15 protein-coding genes are annotated in these 15330 nt (G+C 69.0%); 5 read left to right on the top strand and 10 right to left on the bottom strand.

From position 1 onward, the window contains the following. Positions 1–7 precede the first annotated feature (7 nt). The 3 genes from AW270_RS18795 to AW270_RS18785 all read right to left on the bottom strand — a co-directional run bounded on the left by AW270_RS18795 (position 8) and on the right by AW270_RS18785 (position 4145). Positions 8–1132: a P-loop NTPase family protein gene (locus AW270_RS18795; RefSeq protein WP_061296007.1), complete on the bottom strand. Its 1125-nt coding sequence runs from the start codon at positions 1130–1132 to the stop codon at positions 8–10. Then, positions 1129–3288 carry a GTPase family protein gene (locus tag AW270_RS18790; protein ID WP_169807334.1) on the bottom strand — a complete coding sequence of 720 codons (2160 nt, stop codon included), beginning with the start codon at positions 3286–3288 and terminating at the stop codon, positions 1129–1131. Before AW270_RS18790 ends, AW270_RS18795 begins: the two co-directional genes overlap by 4 nt. A 194-nt stretch (positions 3289–3482) precedes the next feature. After that, on the bottom strand, positions 3483–4145 hold the full coding sequence (locus tag AW270_RS18785) for an ACT domain-containing protein (protein ID WP_061296002.1): 663 nt from the start codon (positions 4143–4145) through the stop codon (positions 3483–3485). Positions 4146–4196: 51 nt separating this feature from the next. Here AW270_RS18785 and dusB point away from each other — a divergent pair, with 51 nt between their 5' ends. From dusB to AW270_RS18770, 3 genes are read left to right on the top strand one after another with little or no spacing between them, the layout of a single operon-like run. Next, positions 4197–5309: a tRNA dihydrouridine synthase DusB gene (gene dusB / locus AW270_RS18780; RefSeq protein ID WP_218009265.1), complete on the top strand. Its 1113-nt coding sequence runs from the start codon at positions 4197–4199 to the stop codon at positions 5307–5309. A gap of 36 nt (positions 5310–5345) precedes the next feature. Then, positions 5346–5687, top strand: a complete 342-nt coding sequence (locus tag AW270_RS18775; RefSeq protein WP_061295998.1) for a hypothetical protein — start codon at positions 5346–5348, stop codon at positions 5685–5687. A 4-nt stretch (positions 5688–5691) separates the two neighbouring features. Continuing rightward, complete coding sequence (locus tag AW270_RS18770; RefSeq protein WP_061295996.1) at positions 5692–6681, top strand: hypothetical protein; 990 nt, start codon at positions 5692–5694, stop codon at positions 6679–6681. A 1-nt stretch (position 6682) separates the two neighbouring features. Here AW270_RS18770 and AW270_RS18765 read toward each other — a convergent pair whose 3' ends face one another. Further along, a complete protein-coding gene (locus AW270_RS18765; protein WP_061295994.1) occupies positions 6683–9172 on the bottom strand; it encodes a DEAD/DEAH box helicase in 2490 nt (829 codons plus the stop codon). A 139-nt stretch (positions 9173–9311) separates the two neighbouring features. Here AW270_RS18765 and AW270_RS18760 point away from each other — a divergent pair, with 139 nt between their 5' ends. Then, the gene (locus AW270_RS18760) at positions 9312–10460 is read left to right on the top strand and encodes a sensor histidine kinase (protein ID WP_061295992.1); all 1149 of its coding nucleotides are present in this window, start codon (positions 9312–9314) and stop codon (positions 10458–10460) included. Here AW270_RS18760 and AW270_RS41820 read toward each other — a convergent pair. After that, positions 10408–11229 carry a helix-turn-helix transcriptional regulator gene (locus AW270_RS41820; RefSeq protein WP_061295990.1) on the bottom strand — a complete coding sequence of 274 codons (822 nt, stop codon included), beginning with the start codon at positions 11227–11229 and terminating at the stop codon, positions 10408–10410. The two genes, AW270_RS18760 and AW270_RS41820, sit on opposite strands and share 53 nt — an antisense overlap. A 102-nt stretch (positions 11230–11331) precedes the next feature. Between AW270_RS41820 and AW270_RS18750 the strand changes: the two genes are divergently transcribed. Further along, entirely contained in the window at positions 11332–12024 is a 693-nt protein-coding gene (locus AW270_RS18750; protein ID WP_061295988.1) for an SDR family oxidoreductase, read from the top strand. On the opposite strand, the gene AW270_RS18745 is transcribed toward AW270_RS18750, so the two are convergent. The 5 genes from AW270_RS18745 to AW270_RS18725 form a co-directional block, all read right to left on the bottom strand. Beyond that, positions 12025–12426 carry a nitroreductase family deazaflavin-dependent oxidoreductase gene (locus AW270_RS18745; RefSeq protein WP_061295986.1) on the bottom strand — a complete coding sequence of 134 codons (402 nt, stop codon included), beginning with the start codon at positions 12424–12426 and terminating at the stop codon, positions 12025–12027. A 322-nt stretch (positions 12427–12748) separates the two neighbouring features. Further along, the gene (locus AW270_RS18740) at positions 12749–13267 is read right to left on the bottom strand and encodes a hypothetical protein (protein WP_061295985.1); all 519 of its coding nucleotides are present in this window, start codon (positions 13265–13267) and stop codon (positions 12749–12751) included. Positions 13268–13806: 539 nt separating this feature from the next. Next, positions 13807–14007, bottom strand: coding sequence for a hypothetical protein (locus tag AW270_RS18735; protein WP_061295983.1), 201 nt, complete (start codon positions 14005–14007; stop codon positions 13807–13809). A 48-nt stretch (positions 14008–14055) separates the two neighbouring features. Further along, complete coding sequence (locus AW270_RS18730) at positions 14056–14526, bottom strand: hypothetical protein (RefSeq protein WP_061295982.1); 471 nt, start codon at positions 14524–14526, stop codon at positions 14056–14058. A 298-nt stretch (positions 14527–14824) separates the two neighbouring features. Beyond that, the gene (locus AW270_RS18725) at positions 14825–15031 is read right to left on the bottom strand and encodes a hypothetical protein (protein ID WP_061295980.1); all 207 of its coding nucleotides are present in this window, start codon (positions 15029–15031) and stop codon (positions 14825–14827) included. Positions 15032–15330 lie beyond the last annotated feature (299 nt).

The following is a 15330-nucleotide window of genomic DNA, read 5'->3' as shown; positions in this document are numbered from 1 at the left end:
CGGCCCCCTAGAGGCGCTGCACGCGCGGGCCGAACGGGCGGTTGGCGATCCTCTGAAGGACGTCGTCGAGAGCGATCAGACGCCGCTCCACCTCCTGGGACTCCTGGTCGCGTCTGGTCGCCGCGTCGTTCCGGGCCTGCCGTTCCCGGTTAAGCCACATCAGGATGTCGCGGAAGAACCCCTCACTGCGTTCGGCCAGTTCGCGAGCCTGGACGGCCCGCTGGCGGAGAATCTCCGACTCGTCCGCCGTCATCATCCGCTTGCCGTGGATGAGCTGCTGGCACAGCGCGGTCATCAGGTCTTTCGCACCGAGCCGAGAGATCGTCCGATCGTTGCGGACGTGGTACATGGCGTCGAAGGTCCAGGCGTCGTCGACCTGTTTCCAGGCTGCCTTGACCATCTCCACGCAGCCGATCGTGTCGATCGGGGTGTAGAGGAGTTGTGCGTGGGGGGCGTTGGCCCGGACCGTCGCGACGACGTCCTTGTAGACGCTGTCGAACTTCTTCCGAAGTTGGTGCGACTGATTGCGGAGACCGCCGTTGTCGTTGAAGTAGGCCTCACATTTGACCGGCGCGAACGCGATCAGCGCCGGCTCGTGTGGTCTCCTGGCGCGATTGACGGCCCATTCCCGGACCACCTCGTCGACCTGGGCGGTGGTGAGGAACCTGGGCAGCAACCTGATGTGCTGCTTCTCGAAGGTCTCCATCAGCAGGGCCGCGTCGACCGGCACCAGCAGAACGGTGCTCTGGGTGATGAACGCCCGGCAGGACTCCCAGTCGGCGTCGGACTGTGAATTGCGCACCCGTCCGTCGAGCCAGCCGCCCGGGAAGTCGAGCAACTCGATGCCGATCCGCGCGCCCGCGACCCCGGGGTCGAGGACGAACTTGAAGGTGAACGGCTCCAGGTTGCCCGCGAGGCTTCCGGGCGAGAACTCCCTGGCGAGGATGTCGCCCTGGAGCTGCTCCCGGTTGGCGGCGATCTTGTCGTCGGTGGCCCGGCCGTCGGGCATCATCGCGACCCCGCTTCCGGCCAGCAACTGCTGGGCCTCGGAGAAGAGCGCGGTGATCAGGGACGTCTTCCCGACGCGGGAGGGACCGAGCAGGCCCACCTTGAACGCGACCTGCTGGGTCATGCGGCCCTCCCGGCTTCGTCGATTTTCTTCTGCAGGGTCTCGATCAGTGTGATCACCCGGTCGTGCCGGACGTTTCCTTCGGCGATGCCCTGGTAGACACCGGGCCAGATCTCGTTGCGATAGGCGCGGGCCAGGCGCTCGAATTCCCGTATGGAGCCAGGTGAGTCACCGGACTTGCCCGAGCGGATGAGGACGTCCACGAAGTGCTCCACCGCTGCGTACGTCACCTGGACCGGCGTTACCTCGCCCTGTAGCAGCGCTTTGCGGATCTCGTAGGCGGACTTGTGGGCCATCTTCTGGCAGTGCTTGTAGAAGGTGTGAGCGCCTTCCTCGTCCGCCATGAGATCGACACCACGAGTGGGCTCGCCGTCACGAGGGTCTCGATGGGCCATCTGCAGATAGTCGAGATGAGGGCGCAGCCGGGGATGGAGGTGATTGCGGTACTCCATGCGAAGATCCAGCAGCCCCGTCACTGCGGCGTGCATCGCCGGGCACGGCAGGCGTGGGTTGTCCAGACATTCCGCGAGGTCGCGCAGGAGGGACGAGCCCTCCCCGTCGAGCAGGACGCCCGTGTGCGTGCGAATGACCAGCCCGACCTCACGCCGGGCGTCCTCGATCTGACCCGAGTAGAACTTGTCCAGTTCGGCGAACCGGCGGGCGATCTCGACGCGGATGTGGTTGAAGTTGTCGTCGGTGAACTTCCCGAAGCCTTCCTCGGCGTCGAACGTCTCCATGGCCTCTTCGAGCCAGGCCTCCTCGCCGACTCCGAATCCGCCGTCGATCCAGGTCGACACGTTGTTGTAGACATCGGTGATGGCCGTGACGTACTCGGGATCGTCGTCTTCGGACATGGCCCGGACGCGCAGCCGCCTGACCAGCTTCTTCAATCCGACGGCGAGCTTCTTGCGGAGCTTGGCCGCGTTGTCCTGGATCGATTCGATCTCGTCGACGCCCGTCGTGCGGATGCCGCGGATGGCCTCCTGGAGGTCGCCGAGTGCCGAGGTCAGGGATGCCCTGGTCGAGCTCGCGGACTCCTCGGCGCCGGACAGGTATTCGGAGTCCATGATCGGCAGGCGGGTGGCGAGGGCGTGGAGCAACGGTGTCAGGACACTGGCTCGGACCGAATCGGGGTCGTCCGCGTTCGTGTCGAGCATCGTGAAGAATTTGCCCGGGTGCCCGTCGTTGACGTTCTCCATCATGTGCGCACGCATCGGCTCGGCCAGGGACTCCGCGCCCACGGGGGTGTTGACGACGAGGAAGACGAAGTCACCCCGGTTCGCGATCGGCCCCCGCGCCCGGTCGAGCAGCTTCAGGGTGCGGCCGTCGGCGGCCGTCCAGTATGCGGCCCCTTCCAGCGCCCTCTTCACCAGCAGCACGACGTCGACTTCGTGCTGCAAGCCGCGCACATGGTGCTCCTCGGCCTCCAGCGCGATCTCCCCCAGACCGGGAAGGTCGACGATGCCCAGGTGTTCGACTCCGGGGTGAGGGAACGCGCAGTCGATGCGGGCATCGCGGACCGCCAGGTAGCGCCGGGCGACAGCGGTGACGGTTGATTTGTCCTCATGAGTGGGGTAGGCGATGAACTGGCGAACCTCGTCGAGGTCCACGGTCATCTCTCCACCGGTCAGGTCCTTCTCGTAGGACCACAGCGCCTCGTGCGCCTCGCGCAGCCGCCGCAGCAGCGGTACCAGATCAGGATCCAGATCGGGGGTCGCGGCCGGGTACTGATGGTTTCGGAACTCATCAATCGTGCGAGGGAGCTCGGCAATTCCCAGTTCCTGGTGATATGGGTGAATAATCTCGTTTAAGAATGATTCCCGCGAATGGAGTTTCAGTATCGCGCGCCTGGCGGTCGCCGAGTGATAGATGCGGCTGCGGACCGCGGTGACCGGCAGGTCCCGGCCGGTCGGGACCTGCCGGTCGTCGAGGCCGGACACCGACTGCAGCAGCGTCGACTTGCCCATGCGGGCGCTGCCGCTGACCCCGATGTTGACCGTGTCGCGGGAGAAGCGCGCCTCCACTGCGGTCAGCTGCTCGATTGTCAGGGCGATCTGACTTCGCAGTTCGGCGATCTGGGGCAGGGTGAGCGTGCTTGCCATGTCGGTGTCGATCGACGGGTGTTCCCGCAGCAGGTCGAGCGCCCTGGCGAGTTCCACCAACGTCTGGTCGGTGTCGCGCCAGGCCGCGATCTTCGCCTGGACACCCGGCAGCAGAGCCCTGCGGGTGGTCAGTAGCGACCTGATCTCCCCGGCGATGAAGTCACTTCCGTTGTTCGCCATGAGGCGAGTCAATGCGACGCCGTGTTAAGGCGGTGAAAACCGGGACTAATTGTTATTCCGCTGCAATCCTATTACAAATAGTTGGCCGAATTCGTGGAACGGAAAGCCCGTTCGGCCCCTTCTTCGATCGCCGGCAGCAGCAGGAAGATGTCGAGGATCCGGGCCAGCCGGGTCACCTCGGTCCGGTGGAAGGCCGGCCCCTCGACCCGGGCCAGCAGCAGCGTCAGGGCCAGCGGCGGCAGCGGGGCGTGGATCACGTGGACCCCCGACTCCAGCGTCGCGGCCACCGGCCGGGACGGGGCCGGCTCCGGGAACCGGACCGCCTCGGGGGCCCGCCAGCTCGAACAGACCACCTCGTGGGCCCGCTCGGTCGCGCAGGCGGCCCAGTCGGCGCTGAACATCACCGGCATCGCGTCGACCAGGGTGGCCAGCGCGCGGTCTCCGGCGGTGGTCAGGAACTTGAGGATCTCCAGCTCCGGGTAGGTGCCCGGGGCCTCCCGGGTGGCCCAGACGCCCTCGACCTTGATGTCGGGGATCTCGTCGAGCGCCCGGACGAGGTGCTCCCGGGGCGCGGCGTCGGGCCAGGCGACGGTGAAGTCGTCGACCGCCCGCTCGTCGCCGCGGTCGAGCACGACGACCTGGATGATGTCGGCGCCCGCGACACCGAGGGCCTGGGTGACGGCGCCGAGGGCGCCGGGACGGTCTGGCAGCGCGATCCGCAGCCGCAGCAGCATGCGACCAGGCTAATGCACCGGCCACTTCTTCCCGTGAAGGACAATGTGAGGATGAAAATCGGGTCGCTCGACGTCTGGCCCCCCGTGGTGCTCGCCCCCATGGCGGGCATCACCAACCGCGCCTACCGCACTCTCTGCCGTGAGCAGGGCGGCGGCCTGTTCGTCTGCGAGATGATCACCTCCCGGGCGCTGGTCGAGCGCAACCCGCTGACCTACGAGATGATCCGGTTCGGCCCGACCGAGACGCCGCGCAGCATCCAGCTCTACGGGGTCGACCCCGTGATCATGGGCCGGGCCGCGAAGATGATCGCCGAAGAGGACCTGGCCGACCACATCGACCTCAATTTCGGCTGCCCGGTGCCCAAGGTGACCCGGCGGGGCGGGGGCGCGGCGGTGCCGTACAAGAGACGGCTGCTGCGGGCGATCATCCGTGACGTGGTGGCCAACGCCGGGCCGCTGCCGGTGACGATCAAGATGCGCAAGGGCATCGACGACGACCACCTGACCTACCTCGACGCGGGCCGGATCGCCGCCGAGGAGGGCGTCCAGGCCGTCGCGCTGCACGCCCGGACCGCCATCCAGCACTACGGCGGCTTCGCCGACTGGGACGCGGTCTCCCGCCTGCGCGAGGCGGTCCCCGGCCACGTGCCCGTGCTCGGCAACGGCGACATCTGGACCGCCGACGACGCCCTGCGGATGGTGGCGCAGACCGGGTGTGACGGCGTGGTGATCGGGCGGGGGTGCCTGGGCCGGCCGTGGCTGTTCCGGGACCTGGAGAACGCGTTCAACGGGTCGCCCGAGCGGGCCGAGCCGCGCCTCGGCGAGGTGGTGACCATGCTGCTGCGCCACGCCGAGCTGCTGGTCGAGGTGATGGGCTCGGAGAAGCACGGCGTGTCCGACTTCCGCAAGCACGTCGGGTGGTATCTGAAGGCGTTCTCGGTCGGCGCGGAGACCCGGCGGCTGACCGCCCAGGCCTCCAGCCTCGACGAGCTGCGCGAGCGCCTGTCCGGCCTCGACCTCGACCAGAGGTGGCCGGGCGAGGCGGCCGACGGGCCGCGCGGCAAGAGCGGCGAACGGCAGAAGGTCCTGCTCCCAGTGGGCTGGCTCGACGACCCCGACGACTTCGCGGTGCCCGAGGTCGAAGACGCGCTTTCCGGCGGTTGACGGGCGCTTTATGGATTCGTGACTTATCGTGCTTGCATGCGTCGCAGATCCGCTGTCGCCGCCGTCGTCACGGCGGCCCTGCTGGCGGCGCCCGCGAGCGCGGCCGCGGGCGGCCCGGTGACGACCCTGACCCCGACCGGGGGACGGGCCGTCTACGACCAGGGCGTGCTCGACGTGTGGGACACCGAGGCCGACGGGCACGCCGTGCGGACCTACGTCGGCGTGGGCGGGGCCGGGCAGGGCTTCGACGAGAACACCTCCGGGGCCGGGACCGTGGTCCGCCACTACCTGAAGCCGCCCGACGGGGCCGACGTGGCGCTGCGGACCTGCCGCCAGACGGGGTCGTTCGTGTCCGACTGCGGCGCGGTGGGGGGCTGACCTCTTGCGCATCCTGCTCGCCACGCTCGCGCTCGCCGGCACGCTGAACGGCGCCGCCCTCGTCGAACGTCCCCCGCTCGTGCAGAACCTCTGGCCACAGGCCGTCCACGTCATCCCGGCCGTGTCGGCCGACGGGCGGGCGGTCACGCCCCGGCTCCTCCTCGACGACGACACCCTGCTGGCGACCGTGGCCAAGGGATTCGAGCGGGCCGAGGCGCTGGTCACGTACAAGATGAGCAGTGGGGAGACCACCGAGCTGGCCGATCTCCCGCTGCCGCCCCGGACGGTGGTCCACCCTTCCGGTGTGGCCGCCGGGGCCGGGCACATCGCCTGGTGGACGGCGCGCCGCGACGGCACCGGCCGGGTGGGCGAGATCTGGTCGGTGCCGCTCACCGGTGGAGATCCGGTCGCCATCGCGGCGTTCGCGCTGACCGGGACGGTGACCGGGCTGGAGCTGACGGCCCAGGGCGTCGTGTGGTCGACCGACACGGGCGGCGTCTGGCGGGTGCCCTACGCGGGCGGGCGGCCGGAGGCGGTGCCGGGGACCACCGGGCAGCACGTGCTGAAGTGGCCGTGGGTGGGGTCACCGGCCCGTGAGTTCACCACGGCGGTCAACGTCGAGACGGGGGAGCGGCGGGCCACCCGGGCGGGTGCGCTGTGCGGGGTGACCCTGTGCGTGGGGCCCGACCGGCTGGCGTCGGCGCGGTCGGGGGCCGGGCTGCGGGCGACCAAGCTGACCGATCCGCCCGTTTCGCGGCCCGCGCGCGACCGGTTCGTCACGTCGAGCACGATGGCCGGGCCGGGGGAGATCTGGGCCGGCCTCTACGACCTGATGTCGGGGCAGGTGGCCGACCTGGGGGTGAAACCGCTGCCGGCCAAGGGGGTGCAGGCGGGCGGGATCGCGATCCCGGTGCCCGCCTCCGACGACCGCCTGCTGAGCTTCCAGCAGGACGGCCGCCTGGTGATCATCGACCTGGCCAGGGCCGGGAGCTGAGTCAGAGCCGGTTGATCCCCACCACGTGGAGCACGGCGGTGCCCTCCTCGTCGGACGCCGCCAGGTCGACGTCGGCGGAGACGCCCCAGTCGCCGTCGCCCGCCGGGTCCTCGATGACCTGGCGCACCCGCCACACCCCCGGCTCCTCCGTGATCCGCAGGAACGCCGGGCCGCGTGCCGAGGGCCCGGTGCCGATCGTGTCGTGCTCGTCGTAGTAGGCGTCGAGCCCGGCCGCCCAGTCGACGTCGGGGTACATCTCCTCCAGCGTCTCCTGCTGGTCGAGCGCCGCCAGTTCGACCATCCGGAACATCGCGTTGCGGACCAGCACCCGGAAGGCGCGCGCGTTGGCCGTGACCGGACGCAGCTTCGACTCCAGCTCGTCGCGCTGCTCCAGGGCCTCGGACGGGTTGGCCAGCTTCTCCCACTCGTCGATGAGGCTGGAGTCGACCTGGCGGATCAGCTCGCCCAGCCACTCGATGAGGTCGATCAGGTCGTCGGTCTTCATGTGTTCCGGCACAGTTCGGGACAGGGCCCGGTAGGCGTCGGCCAGGTAGCGCAGGACCGTGCCCTCGGAGCGGGACAGCTCGTAGAACTGGATGTAGTCGGTGAAGGTCATCGCGCGCTCGTACATGTCGCGGATGATCGCCTTCGGGCTGACGGTGTGGTCGCCGACCCAGGGGTGGCCCTGCCGGTAGGTCTCGTAGGCGCCGAAGAGGAGGGCCTCAAGCGGCATCGGGTAGGTGATCTCCTGGAGGAGCTCCATGCGCTCCTCGTATTCGATGCCGTCGGCCTTCATCTGGGCGACCGCCTCGCCGCGGGCCTTGTTGAGCTGGGCGTGCAGGATCTGCCTGGGGTCGTCGAGGGTCGACTCGACCACGCTGACGACGTCGAGCGCGTAGGTGGGGCTGTCGGGGGCCAGCAGCTCGAAGGTCGCCAGGGCGAAGGTCGACAGCGCCTGGTTGAGGGCGAAGTCCTGCTGGAGGTCGACGGTCAGGCGGGCGTAGCGGCCCTGGTCGTCGGGCTCCTTCAGGGTCTCGACGATGCCGCCGGCCAGCAGGGAGCGGTAGATCGCGATGGCGTGGCTGATGTGCCGCCGCTGGTTCTTGCGCTCCTCGTGGTTGTCGGTGAGCAGGCTCTTCATCGCCTCGAAGCAGTTGCCCGGACGGTTGATCACCGCCAGCAGCATCGCGTTGGACACCTTGAACCGGCTGGTCAGCGGCTCGGGCTCGGCGGTCTGGAGCTTCTCGAAGGTCTCCTCGTTCCAGTTGACGAAGCCCTCCGGCGGCTTCTTGCGGGCGTATCCCCGCCGCCGTTTGGGGTCGTCGCCGATCTTGGCGAGGGCGCGTTCGTTCTCGATCACGTGGTCGGGGGCCTGGCAGGAGACGTAGCCGATCACGTCGAAGCCCGCGCGCCCGGCCCGGCCGGCGATCTGGTGGAACTCGCGGGCGCGCAGGCGGCGGACCCGGTTGCCGTCGTATTTGGTCAGCGCGGTGAACAGCACGGTCCGGATCGGGACGTTGACGCCGACGCCGAGCGTGTCGGTGCCGCAGATGACCTTGAGGAGCCCGGCTTGGGCGAGCTTCTCCACCAGCCGGCGGTATTTGGGCAGCATGCCCGCGTGGTGGACGCCGATGCCGTGGCGGACCAGCCGGGACAGGGCGCGGCCGAACTTGGTCGTGAAGCGGAAGTTGCCGATCAGGGCCGCGATGGCCTCCTTCTCGGGCTTGCTGCACATGTTGATGCTCATCAGCGCCTGTGCCCGCTCCATGGCGGCGGCCTGGGTGAAGTGGACGACGTAGACGGGGGCCTGCCCGGTCGACAGGAACTCCTCCAGCGTCTCGTGGAGAGGCGTCATCCGGTACGAATAAACCAGCGGCACCGGCCGCTCGGAGTGTTTCACCACGGCCGTCGGGCGGCCGGTGCGGCGGGTGAGGTCCTTCTCGAAGCGGGTGACGTCGCCGAGCGTCGCTGACATGATCACGAACTGGGCCTGCGGGAGCTCCAGCATCGGGACCTGCCACGCCCAGCCCCGGTCGGGCTCGGCGTAGAAGTGGAACTCGTCCATGATGACCATGCCGACGTCGGCCTCACGGCCCTCGGCGAGCGCCACCTGGGCGAGGATCTCGGCGGTGCAGCAGATGATCGGGGCGTCGGCGTTGACCGAGGCGTCGCCGGTCATCATGCCGACGTTCTCGGTCCCGAAGATCGCGCACAGGTCGAAGAACTTCTCCGACACCAGCGCCTTGATGGGCGCGGTGTAGAAGGAGACCTGGTTATTGGCCAGCGCGGCGAAGTGGGCCCCGGCCGCGACCAGCGACTTGCCCGACCCGGTGGGGGTGGACAGGATCAGGTTGCTCCCCGTCACCACCTCCATCAGCGCCTCCTCCTGCGCCGGATAGAGCGTGAGCCCGCGCTCCTCGTTCCACGCGGAGAACGCCTCGAAGAGGGAATCAGGGTCGGGGGTCCGCGGCAGGCGCTCGATCAGGCTCACCGCTCTATCCTGCCCCCAAGCGGCGGGAGAGCGAAACGAGCCGCGGGTCCGCGCGGGGCGGACAGAGAGTTCGTACAAGATCGGGAAAGTCCGCGTGTCAGCGGGCTGCCGGGTCCTCCGGAGCCCCGACATTGGCGGGATGCGGGAGACGATCGACCGGTGGCGGGAGCGCTGGGATTCCCTCGATCAGGAACGCCGGAACCGGGTCGTCGACGTCACCCTGTCGGCCACGCTCCTGGTCTACACGCTGCCTCCCGCGCTGGTCGACCCCAACGACTCCGCCGTCTCGGCCCCGATATGGGTGGCCGTGGCGAGCGCGGTGGTGGCGTCGCTGACGATGCTGGTGCGGCGGCGCTGGGCCGGGCCCTCGGTGGTGTTCGGGCTGGTCTGCTACCTGCTGACCGCCCAGGCGATGCCCGTGTCGATCTCCGCCTACGCGATGACGGCCCACCGGACCGTGCGGTGGTGGCAGGCCGTGGCGGGCCTGCTGGCCGTGGGGTTCGCGGTCGGGAACTACTACCAGCCGCACGAGTACCCCAACGCCTTCGTCAGCCTGGTGCGGGGGGTCACCACGGTGTACGTGGCCGCCGTGCTCGGCACCTGGGTGCGCGGCTACCGCGACGCGATCCAGCGCCTGACGGACGACGTCCACATCAGGGAGGAGAACGCCGCCGCGCGAGAGCGCAGGCGGATCGCGGCCGAGCTCCACGACACCGTGACCCACGCCGTGACCGTGATGGTGCTCAAGGCCGGGATGATCCAGGAGGACAGCGAGGCGGAGGACAACCCGGCGCTGGCCAGGGACATCGAGGACCAGGGCGTCCGCGCCCTCAACGAGCTCCGCGAGCTGCTGACCGTCCTGCGCGCGGGGGACCTGCCCAGCTCCGCCCAGGGCGTCGACGCCATTCCGCAGCTCGTCGCCGACAGCAACACGACCGGGCAGCGGGTGGAGCTCGACTTCGCGGTCGAGGGGACCCGGCTGTCGCGCAGCGTCGAGCACGCCGCCTACCGGGTGGTCCAGGAAGGGCTGAACAACGCCCGCAAGCACGCCCCCCGGGCGACCGTGACCGTGCGGGTGCACGTCGCCGACGACCAGCTCGTGGTCGTCATCCACAACGCCGTCGCGCCGCCGCGCGTGCGGGTCTTCGGCGAGTCGGGCTACGGGCTGGCGGGGCTGCGGGAACGGGTCATGCTGGTCGGCGGGACGCTCCAGGCGGGGGCCTCCGCCGGCGGGTTCACCCTGACCGCGCGTATCCCGGTCTCTCCAACAGTTCCCGGACCGTCCTGAGCGCCTCGACCGCGCCGGTGCCGGGTACCGGGACGTACATGATCAGCCGCTGACCCGAATCGGGGATGTCGAGGATCTGTCTCCGTACGTCGATCTCCCCGACGACCTCATGAAGCAGGCGCTTGCGCAGCTCACGGCGGATCTCCACGTCATGGGCGGCCCAGAGCCGGGTGAAGAGGGGGCTCGTGGCGGCCAGCTCCTCCACCAGGCCCGTCAGCTCGGGCCGGGTCGCCCGCGCGGCCCGCAGCTCCCGGACGGCCGCCGAGGCGAACGACTCGGCGTGGCGGCAGACCTCCCGGTGGAGGGGGCCGGAGAAGATGCCGCGCATCTCGTTCCCGCCGACCCGCAGGTAGGGGATCAGGTGCAGGGCCAGCGGGTTGGCGGCCAGGATGCCGAACCCGGCGTCCAGGACGTAGGCCGGGATGTCGGTCAGCGTCGCCAGGAGCTCCTGGGTGCCCTGCCGGAGGGCGCCGGCCGGGGACTCCCCGGCCAGGGGTGTCTCCCCGGCGAGGTGGTAGAGGTGGGCGCGCTCGTCGCCGGTGAGCATGAGGGCGCGGGCCAGCGCGTTCAGGACCTGCCTCGACGGGCGGGGGCCGCGCGCCTGCTCCAGCCGGATGTAGTAGTCGATCGACATCCCGGCGAGCTCGGCGACCTCCTGACGGCGCAGCCCCTCGGTCCGCCGGCGCGCGCCGTCGGGCAGCCCGACGTCGCGCGGCTTCAGCCGGGCGCGGCGGGTGCGGAGGAAGTCGGCGAGATCGGTCCTGTCCATGCCCCGATCCTCCCTCGCGGGGAAGGCGAGTGGGTGGTACCGCCGATCCCAGCCTCCGCCGGTCTCTCGTGGGCGCGCCGCCGCCCGCCCATCGTTGCCCCCATGACAACCGCACTCATCACCGGCGCGAACAAGGGCATCGGCTACGAGACCGCCCGCCTCCTGGCCGAACGGGGCGTGACCGTCGTGATCGGCGCCCGTGACCCGCTGAGGGGCGAGCAGGCCGCGGCCCGGCTCGGGGCCGAGTTCGTGGAACTCGACGTGACCAGGCCCGAGACCGCCGAGGCCGCCGCCGCCCTCATCGGGCAGCGCCACGGCTCGCTCGACATCCTGGTCAACAACGCGGGCATCGCCCAGGGCGGCCCGCCCACGGAGACCCCGCTCGACCTCATGCGCGAGGTCTACGACGTCAACGTCTTCGGCGTCGTCGCGGTCACCAACGCCATGGTCCCGCTGCTGCGCAAGTCGCCCGCCGGGCGGATCGTCATGGTCTCCAGCGAGGTCGGCAGCATCGCGAGCACGACCGACCCGGCCACGCCGTGGTACGAGATGAACAGCCTGGCCTACCAGTCGTCCAAGACCGCCCTGAACATGATCACCACGCTCTACGCCAAGGAACTGGCCCCGATCAAGGTCAACGCGATCTGCCCCGGCTACTGCGCGACCGATCTCAACGGCTTCGCGGCGACCCGACCGGCCGCTCTGGGCGCGGCCGTGTCGGTGTCGATGGCCCTGCTCGGCGACGACGGCCCCACGGGCGCGTTCGTCAGGGAGGAGGGCGCCCTCGCCTGGTAGCTAGAGGCGCTCGATGACGACGACGGGGATCTCCCGGTCGGTCTTCTTCGTGTACTCGTCGTAGTCGGGCCAGGCGGCGGTCATCACCCGCCACATGTCGGGCTTCTCCTCCGGGGTGGCGGTCCGGGCGCGGGCGCGGAACTTGTCGCCCAGTACCTGGAACTCCACCTCGGGGTTGGCCTGGAGGTTCAGGTACCACTCGGGCGGGGCGTCCGCGCCGCCCTTGGACGCGACCAGCAGGAAGTCGTCGCCGTACTTCTGGTAGATCAGCGGAGTCGTGTGCTGCTTGCCGGAGCGGCGGCCGGTGGTGGTCAGCAGGGCCGCGGTCGTGCCCTGCCACTCGTGACCCTCGGCGCCGTCGGTGGCCTGGTAACGCTCGACGTGTTCCTTACCGAAAAGCATGGCCTCAGCCTAACACCCCAGGTAGGAGCGCTGATCATGGAGTTGACGCGCGTCGATGCGTTCAGCCGTCGCTCCGCACGACCCCAGAGAACTCCCAGGTTAGCCAAGATCATTGCACCCGAAATGCGCACGATCTTGCCACATCGCTCCAAGACCAGCGGCCTGCAGACGGTTACTCAGAGTCATCTGCGACCCACGTTCCCCGGCGTGCCCGCGTCACCGCCCGACTCTGTCCCTGGTGACACGGACCCCAGCACCCGGCCTCCAGAGAGAGGGGGAGAGGGGGAGAGGACCCAGGGGCGCCGCTGTGCGGGCTGGGCGGTTAGATGGCGCGGGTGAAGGTGAAGCGGGTGAACTCGCGGTAGCCGTTCTCGATCGTGTAGATCGCCAGCCACGAACCGCGATCAGTGATGACGTTGGTGACTTTGAAGGGGGTGTTGGCCACCCCGATGTGCCAGGTTCCGTTTGGGGCGGGGGTGAGTGTCCAGCGTGTGGAGCAGGTTCGCCAATCGGTGAGCTTGATGTCGTTGCCGCGGACGCACCAGGCGCCGTACCCAGGCGATTGCCTGATGCGGTAGTTCTCGCCGTCCTTGTCGAACACCCAGGCTGCTCCGCTGTCGCCGGTGTTGTTTGTGAGCAGGACATAGTCCGAGCCCAGCCAGCTCTCGTAGGTGGTGCCGCGCGTTCCGTAGCTGGTGTGGGCGTGCAGGTAGTAGGAGTCGCCGGGGATGATCGGGTCGGCTGCGGCGTCGGCGGGCAGCGGCAGGGCGAGCAGGATCAGGCAGACCGCGGCGGCGGTGCGGCCCAGCAGCCGACGGCGCAGGGAGAGTCGTGTGGTCATGGCGGAGTGGTTCCTTTCGCTGTCACGCCCCCGGGAAGGGGGCCTGGGGACCGCTGTAAGAATGATCTGGATCACCACGGTCAACACGAATAGTAGTCGATTGATTACTGTGAGTTACTTATGGTGTGATGATCTATCCCTCACCGAAGCCGAAACTTAACCGTGAGAGCTGCCGCCGCACCTACTGGTCATGACCGGCGGCCGGCCGGGCTGTAGGAGTTCCGGGGCCCTCACAGATCACTAACAGGCGAAGACGCCCCAGGTCGCTACCGCGTCACTTTGCGGCTGGTAGCACGGACCCGAGCGAGGGGCCGTCATGGTCTGTGGGGTCACGTCGAGCACGTCGGCCTCGACCACGTCCGCCGACCACTGCAGGCACTAGTGGCCGGCTCCCAATCTCGCCGACATTTCTGAGCGAGGAAGATCACCGAGTGGCTCTCGAAGTCAGTGACGTAGCCACTCCGGTCGTCGTCGACTGCGCCTGTTACACAGCCGGCGGCAAGGACCCCCTTCTCCCTGGCCACCCTTGCCGGCCGGTCTTAAGAGGCGGCCCGGACGGGCAGCGGGATGACCTCCACCAGGTCGGCCAGGTCGACGAGCTCGGCCACCTCGCGCACGCTCTTGCAGTTGGCGATGTGCCAGCGTCGGCCACCAAGAACCTGGGTGACGCGGAGCAGGGGCCGCTGGCCGAGGATGATGAGGTCGACCTCGATACCCTTCGGCCCGTGCCAGATTGCCACGGCTCAATGTAGCTGACCTGGGTAAATGCACTCACGCGCAGTCCGGCTTCAGATCGTGGGCGTGTCCTCGTCACGTCGGCGCTGCTCATGCCAGTAGCTCGTTACCTCCTCGGCGACGTTCTGCCAGATGTCGCGCCTGTCGCCTGTCTCGTAGGCGGCGAGCTTGTCGAGCAGGTGGAAGATGATGTCGCTCTGTGCCCGCTGGTAGGCCGCCGCTTCGGTCAGGCTGAGGGGTATCTGGTCCTGAAGTGTGAGTTCGGCCAGGTTCCCGCTGGGGTCGTGGGCGTCTTCGACCGCGGCGGTGATCAAGCCGATGGCGGCCGATTGCTTCTGTTGTTCGAGAGCCGCGATGTCCTCGTCGGAAATCAGAGGGCCCAGTTGCAGCCTGCGCATACGCCGCCTTCTTGACACCCAGAGGGCGAACCAGGCGCCGGCCAGGAACGTCCAGACGAACAGCACGCCGGCGACGATCAGTGCTCTGTCGGCCAGCCAGCCGGTGATGACGATGTTCTCGGACACGGGCGCCTCCTGGCGGGGTGGCTCCATGTGCGCGACACGGGAACGGCCTGCCACGCGAGGCGGCAGGCCGTTCCGCTGGAGCGGGTTCATTACGGTACGCCCCGTTTTCGGCAGAGGGGAGGCCCAATCCGTCTCCCGGGAACGCCGAAACGCCCCGCCCCAACGAGGGAGGCGGGGCGCGGCCTTGCGACGGGCGAGTGCTCGCCGTGCGCCGAAGCGCGCCCCAGGTTCCGCGGTCGCCTGATCTGCGAGGCGGTCCAGTCCCCATGCGAGCGGTCACGGCCGGGGGACGAACGCGTCAGCCCCAGTTCGTGGCGTCGAATCCGAGGTCGGCGTCGCTGGTTCCGGGCGGGACGTCGACATCGCGGCCTTCGCAGGTTTTGCGGCCGTACTCCCCGGCGTACATGGTCCAGGTCTGGTTGTCGTTGTTGATGACCGACCGCGCGGTGCCGTTGCCGGGGATGTGCCCGCACTTGCCCCACCAGGGGTTGTAGTGGGAGGACATTTCCCCTGGAAGTTGGCTTGAGGGTAGAAGCAGATGTAGTTGGGATAGCAGAGGTCCGTTTGGGCGGCAGAGGCGGGTGCCGGTGCGGCCAGGCCCAGTCCGGCGGCAACGATGGCAGGGGCGACAGCGGTTTTGATCATGCCTACTCTTCCATTCATGTAGTGATCAAGTCACTGCTGGGAGTAGTCGATCCGTTTCGGGGCGAGCCGGGCACCATGCCGGACATGGGAGGGCGGCCACCCGCCGAGGTTCACCGGAGCCACGGAACGCCCCTGCCTCCCTCGCGGCAGGAAGGGGCA

It is taken from the genome of Herbidospora cretacea (assembly GCF_001570605.1).
Lineage (GTDB): Bacteria > Actinomycetota > Actinomycetes > Streptosporangiales > Streptosporangiaceae > Herbidospora > Herbidospora cretacea.
The sequence above is the reverse complement of the archived record's forward strand: the minus strand, read 5'-3'. Positions and strand labels throughout refer to the sequence as shown.

Excerpts from the sequence above, each read along its gene's own strand:
- AW270_RS18750 (WP_061295988.1), top strand. The coding sequence starts at position 11,332 with ATGACAACCGCACTCATCACCGGCGCGAACAAGGGCATCGGCTACGAG.
- AW270_RS18775 (WP_061295998.1), top strand. The coding sequence starts at position 5,346 with ATGCGTCGCAGATCCGCTGTCGCCGCCGTCGTCACGGCGGCCCTGCTG.
- AW270_RS18740 (WP_061295985.1), bottom strand. The coding sequence starts at position 13,267 with ATGACCACACGACTCTCCCTGCGCCGTCGGCTGCTGGGCCGCACCGCC.
- AW270_RS18785 (WP_061296002.1), bottom strand. The coding sequence starts at position 4,145 with ATGCTGCTGCGGCTGCGGATCGCGCTGCCAGACCGTCCCGGCGCCCTC.
- dusB (WP_218009265.1), top strand. The coding sequence starts at position 4,197 with ATGAAAATCGGGTCGCTCGACGTCTGGCCCCCCGTGGTGCTCGCCCCC.
- AW270_RS18725 (WP_061295980.1), bottom strand. The coding sequence starts at position 15,031 with ATGTCCTCCCACTACAACCCCTGGTGGGGCAAGTGCGGGCACATCCCC.
- AW270_RS18760 (WP_061295992.1), top strand. The coding sequence starts at position 9,312 with ATGCGGGAGACGATCGACCGGTGGCGGGAGCGCTGGGATTCCCTCGAT.
- AW270_RS18745 (WP_061295986.1), bottom strand. The coding sequence starts at position 12,426 with ATGCTTTTCGGTAAGGAACACGTCGAGCGTTACCAGGCCACCGACGGC.
- AW270_RS41820 (WP_061295990.1), bottom strand. The coding sequence starts at position 11,229 with ATGGACAGGACCGATCTCGCCGACTTCCTCCGCACCCGCCGCGCCCGG.
- AW270_RS18795 (WP_061296007.1), bottom strand. The coding sequence starts at position 1,132 with ATGACCCAGCAGGTCGCGTTCAAGGTGGGCCTGCTCGGTCCCTCCCGC.